The 4,613-nt window shown below is 69.3% G+C and carries 6 protein-coding genes; 2 read left to right on the top strand and 4 right to left on the bottom strand.

Translation table 11 applies throughout. The features are described from left to right. Positions 1–15: 15 nt before the first annotated feature. The gene (locus VFL64_RS06300; protein WP_489539525.1) at positions 16–756 is read left to right on the top strand and encodes an ABC transporter ATP-binding protein; all 741 of its coding nucleotides are present in this window, start codon (positions 16–18) and stop codon (positions 754–756) included. Between the two features lie 71 nt (positions 757–827). Next, positions 828–1,532, top strand: a complete 705-nt coding sequence (locus VFL64_RS06295) for an ABC transporter ATP-binding protein (protein WP_489539524.1) — start codon at positions 828–830, stop codon at positions 1,530–1,532. On the opposite strand, the gene VFL64_RS06290 is transcribed toward VFL64_RS06295, so the two are convergent. The 4 genes from VFL64_RS06290 to VFL64_RS06275 form a co-directional block, all read right to left on the bottom strand. Beyond that, positions 1,514–2,395 (bottom strand): alpha/beta hydrolase, encoded by an 882-nt coding sequence (locus VFL64_RS06290; RefSeq protein WP_489539523.1) that lies wholly within the window; start codon positions 2,393–2,395, stop codon positions 1,514–1,516. The two genes, VFL64_RS06295 and VFL64_RS06290, sit on opposite strands and share 19 nt — an antisense overlap. 2 nt (positions 2,396–2,397) lie before the next feature. Beyond that, complete coding sequence (locus tag VFL64_RS06285; protein WP_489539522.1) at positions 2,398–3,381, bottom strand: AEC family transporter; 984 nt, start codon at positions 3,379–3,381, stop codon at positions 2,398–2,400. A gap of 61 nt (positions 3,382–3,442) precedes the next feature. Next, entirely contained in the window at positions 3,443–4,036 is a 594-nt protein-coding gene (locus VFL64_RS06280; protein WP_489539521.1) for a hypothetical protein, read from the bottom strand. A gap of 99 nt (positions 4,037–4,135) precedes the next feature. Next, positions 4,136–4,613: topoisomerase C-terminal repeat-containing protein (locus VFL64_RS06275; protein WP_489539520.1), on the bottom strand; the 478-nt coding region annotated here is incomplete at its 5' end.

The raw sequence follows: 4,613 nt of genomic DNA, 5'->3' as shown, positions 1-4,613 counted from the left end.
GACACGACGCCCGCCTTGCAGGCCACGCAGCTCACGCGCCGCTTCGGTGGCCTCACCGCCGTCGGCGAGGTGTCGCTGAGCCTGCACGTGGGCGAGGTGCATGCCGTGATCGGCACCAATGGTGCGGGCAAGTCCACGCTCGTCAACCTGCTCTCGGGCGAGGTGGCAAGCGACGCAGGCCGCGTGCTGCTCGCAGAGCAGGACATCACGCACTGGCCGCAGCCGAAGCGCGCTCGCGCCGGCATGGCGCGCAGCTACCAGCGCAACACCATCTTCGGCGAGTTCAGCGTGCTGGAGAACTGCCGCCTGAGCGCCCAGGCGATGCGGCAACGGCCATGGCGCGTGTGGCAGGCGGCTGCACATTGCGCGCAGAGCCTTTCGATCGCGCACGAGGTGCTGGCCACCACCGGCCTGGCCGAGCACGCGCAGCGCATCGCCGGCACGCTGAGCCACGGCCAGAAGCGGCAGCTCGAGGTGGCAATGTGCCTGGCCACGCGCGCCCAGGTGCTGCTGCTTGACGAGCCGCTGGCCGGCATGGGCGCCGAGGAAACCGAGCGCATGCTGTCGCTGCTCGATCAGCTCAAGCTGGAGCATGCGGTGCTGCTGGTCGAGCACGACATGGACGCCGTCTTCCGCGTGGCCGACCGCATCACGGTGATGGTCAACGGCCAGGTGATCGCGAGCGACGTGCCCGAGCGCATCCGCGCCCACGCGGAGGTGCAGCGTGCCTACCTTGGCGAGATGGTGCTGCCATGACAGAAGATGCCGAGCGGGACGAGCGCCGGGCCGCTCCCAAGCCGGCCCGCACCCCCCCGGGGGGTCGCCCGATGTACCCATCGGGCGGGGGGCTGACGATCACCAACCTGAACGCCCACTACGGCGACAGCCACGTGCTGCGCGGCGTCGACCTCGCGTTGCCGCCCGGCACCGCGCTGGGCCTCTTGGGCCGCAATGGCATGGGCAAGACCACGCTGATCCGCACCCTGATGGGTTACGTGAAGGCCACGCAGGGCAGCGTGCAGTGGGCCGGCCGCGACATGACCGGCGCCGCGCCCGAACGCATGGCCCGCGCCGGTCTCGGCTACGTGCCGGAGGGGCGCGGCATCTTCCCCAACCTGAACGTGCGCGAGAACCTCGTGATGGCCGCCCGCCCCGGCCCCTGGACGCTCGATCGCGTGCTCGCCACCTTCCCGCGCCTGGCCGAGCGGCTGTCGCACGGCGGGCAGCAGCTCTCGGGCGGCGAGCAGCAGATGCTGGCCATCGGCCGCGCGCTGATGACGCAGCCGCAGCTGCTCATCCTCGACGAAGCCACCGAAGGCCTGGCCCCGCTGATCGTGGCCGAGATCTGGCGCGTGATCGGCGCGGTGCGTTCGAGCGGCATCAGCACCTTGCTCGTGGACCGCAACTACCGCGCCGTGCTGGCCCACACCGACCGCGCGGTGGTGCTGGAGAAGGGGCGCGTGGTGATGGCCGGTGAATCGTCTGCGCTCGCGGCGGACGAAGCCGCGCTGAGTCAGCTGCTGGGCGTCTGACCCAGCACGCGCTCGACCCAGGCCACGAAGTCGGCCACGACCTCGTCACGGTTGGTCTCGTTGAGCACCTCGTGCCGCGCACCGGGGTACAGGCGCACGCTGATGTCGGTGAGGCCGGCATCGCGGAAGCGCTGCACCAGCGGGTCGAAGTAGGCCAGCCGCCGGTTCATCGCGTCGTCCTCGCCGACGAAGAAGAGCATCGGCAGCGTCGAGGGGATGCGCCGCAGCGCCGCCGGGTCGGTGGTGCGCGCGTAGGCGGCATACATCGACTGGCGCGACTTCACGGTGAGGCGAAAGCCGCACAGCGGGTCGGCGATGTAGGCGTCGACCTCGGCTTCGTCGCGGCTCAGCCAATCGAAGGGCGTTCGCCGCACCACGGCCGGTGCAGCAGCGGCCTTGTCGGCCAGCTTCCAGGCCGAGGCGTTGCCGGCCTCGGCCAGGTCGAGTGCCACCGTGCCGGTGAGGGCTGCGCCGGCCACGCGCGCGGCATGGTCGAGCAGGTACACCTTGACCGCGAACGAGCCCATGCTGTGGCCGAGCAGCAGCAGCGGCACGCCGGGGTGGCGGGCCTGCGCGAAGTCGCTCACGCTCACCATGTCGGCCACCAGGCCCGGAAAGCCGCGCGGCCCGAGCTCGCCCTTGTGGTGGGCACGCAGCGCCGCCTCGCCATGGCCGCGATGCTCGTTGGCATAGACCGCGATGCCTTGCGCGGCCAGCGCATTGGCCAGGCGCGCATAGCGCCGCGCATGCTCGCCCATGCCGTGCGCGATCTGCACCACCGCGCGCGCCGGTGCGGCCGGCTGCCAGCTGAAGAGCTCGATGGAATGGCCGTCTGCGGCGGGCAGGCTGTGGCGTATCTCCATGGTCAGGCAGGCAGATGCGTCACGGCCCACAGCCACAGCGGCGCAGTGAGCGCGAAGGCGAAGGTCGACAGCGCGATGGCCGCAGTCGTTTCGGCCTCTTGCGCTTCGTAGCGCTGGGCAAAGATCAGCGCGTTGTTGCCCACCGGCAGCGCCGCGGCCATCACCACCACCGAGAGTGGCAGGCCCGACAGGCCAAAGCCCCAGTGGCCCACCACCAGCACCACGGCCGGCAGCAGCACCAGCTTGTAGAGCGACAGCGTCACCGCGCCCTGCGCCGCAGACTTGAGCCCGTACTGCGCGAGCGACAGGCCGATCAGCACCAGGCACATCGGCACCACCGCCTGGCCCAGCTGCAGCAGCATCTCGTCAACCACGGCCGGCGTGGGCGCGCCGGCCGCGTTCCACACCAGGCCGGCGAGGATGGGCAGCACCACCGGGTGGATGATGGTCTTGCGCGCGGTGTCAAACAGCATGCGGCCCACGTGCGCATCGGCCAGGCCCTGGCGCGCACGCTCGCGGGCGAGGTCCATCTCGACCAGTGCGGTGAGCACGCTCAGCAGCACCAGCGCGTGCAGGCTCACGATGGTGACGTGGATGGACAGGCCGGCCTCGCCGAACATGGCTGCGGCCATGGGGATGCCCAGCTGCACGGTGTTGCCGAACGAGGCGGTGATGGCGCGCACGCTGGGCGCGGCGGTGGGCAGCTCGCGGTGATGACGCAAGAGATGGCGCTGCCAAACATAGACCATCACCATCATCACCACCACCGGCACGAAGAAGGCCGCCAGCGTGCCCCATGGCATGGTGCCGAACTCGATGCGCGAGGTGGTGCGAAAGAGCAGTGCCGGCACGAAGATGTAGAACGCGGCGTAGCTGAGCACCCGCGCCGGATCGCCCCCGCCCAGCCAGCCCTTGCGGCCGACCACGTAGCCGATCACCACCACCCCCATGATGGCAAGGAGCTTGAACAGGATGACGGAGAACATCAGGCGCGGCGCGGGCGGCTCGGCCCGTGGGAGTGAAAGTCGCGGGATGGGGCCAGGGGTGTCAGAAGTAGTAGTTGAAGTACACGCCGCCGTGGCTGCCGTCGGCCTCGGGCAGTTGCGGGAAGGTCTTGGACTTGAACTTCTCCGACACGTAGCGCACCTTGATGCCGAAGCTCTGCAAGGGGAAGAACTCGCCTTCGACCACACCGCCGTAGCTGGGCTTGAAGTCTTCGTCGGTGGCGAAGTAGTTGCCCGCGCCGCTGGCGCGCAGCGTGGCCTTGTTGGTGTAGCGCAGACCGCCGCCGACGCGGAACCACTCGGTCAGCTTGAAGTGCCCCAGGAACTCGATGGGAAAGCGCTCGAAGCGCACGTTGCCGTTGTCGCCGTTCGCACGATCGAAGTGGTAGCCGACCAGCACCTGGCCCGACACCAGGTCGGTGAAGCGCAGCTCGATGCCGGCATTGAAGGCGATCAGGCCGCCGGCATGCACCTTGGCCTCGTCGGCGCCGTAGTCGTTGTTTTCATAGCGCACGGTGGCCAGCGTGTCGCCGCCGAAGGTGAAGCCGCCGCCCACCACGCCACGCACTTCCACTGCGTGCGCCGCACCCCCTGCCATGGCGAGCGCCACGGCGGCGCTGGCAATGCTCTTCTTCATGCAAATCCCCTGTAGATGTATGGAAAGGGGCCTCGCGCAGAGGCCCCCCGGGGATTGTGCCGCAGCGTCTCGCGCCACCGCCTGCGGCCTGGTGCGGCCTTATGCGGCTTTCTTGGCAGCCGCTTTCTTGGCAGCGGCCTTCTTGGCAGGGGCCTTGGCGGCCGCCGTCTCCGTGGCAGGTGCCTTGGCTGCGGCGGTCTTGGCCGGCGGCGCCTTGCTCGCACGCGGCTGGAACTCGAAACTCACCTTGCCTTCCTTCTTGTCGAAGGCGAGGAAGGCCTTGAACTTGCGCCGCGTCTTGTTGGAGACGAAGTTCTCCAAGAGGTCCGTCTTGCCGGTGCTGAGCAACTTGGTGATCTGCTCGCGGCCCACCGGCTGCTGCAGGATGATCTTGCCGGTCTTGAAGTCGCAGGTAACGTGCGCGCCGACGGCGTGCTCGCACACGTAGCTGGTGCCGTGCTCGTACACGTGGCCCTGGCACTTGGGGCAGGCACCCAAGGACTCCTGGCCCGAGAAGTCGACCGGCTCACCGGACTCGCCTTCCTTCTTGGCGTCTTCGCCGAAGTCGAACTCCAGC

The sequence above is a fragment of the Rhizobacter sp. genome (assembly GCF_035702065.1).
In the GTDB taxonomy this organism is placed as follows: domain Bacteria; phylum Pseudomonadota; class Gammaproteobacteria; order Burkholderiales; family Burkholderiaceae_C; genus Rhizobacter.
Note: the sequence above shows the minus strand (reverse complement) of the source record. Positions and strands in the feature narration are given on the sequence as shown.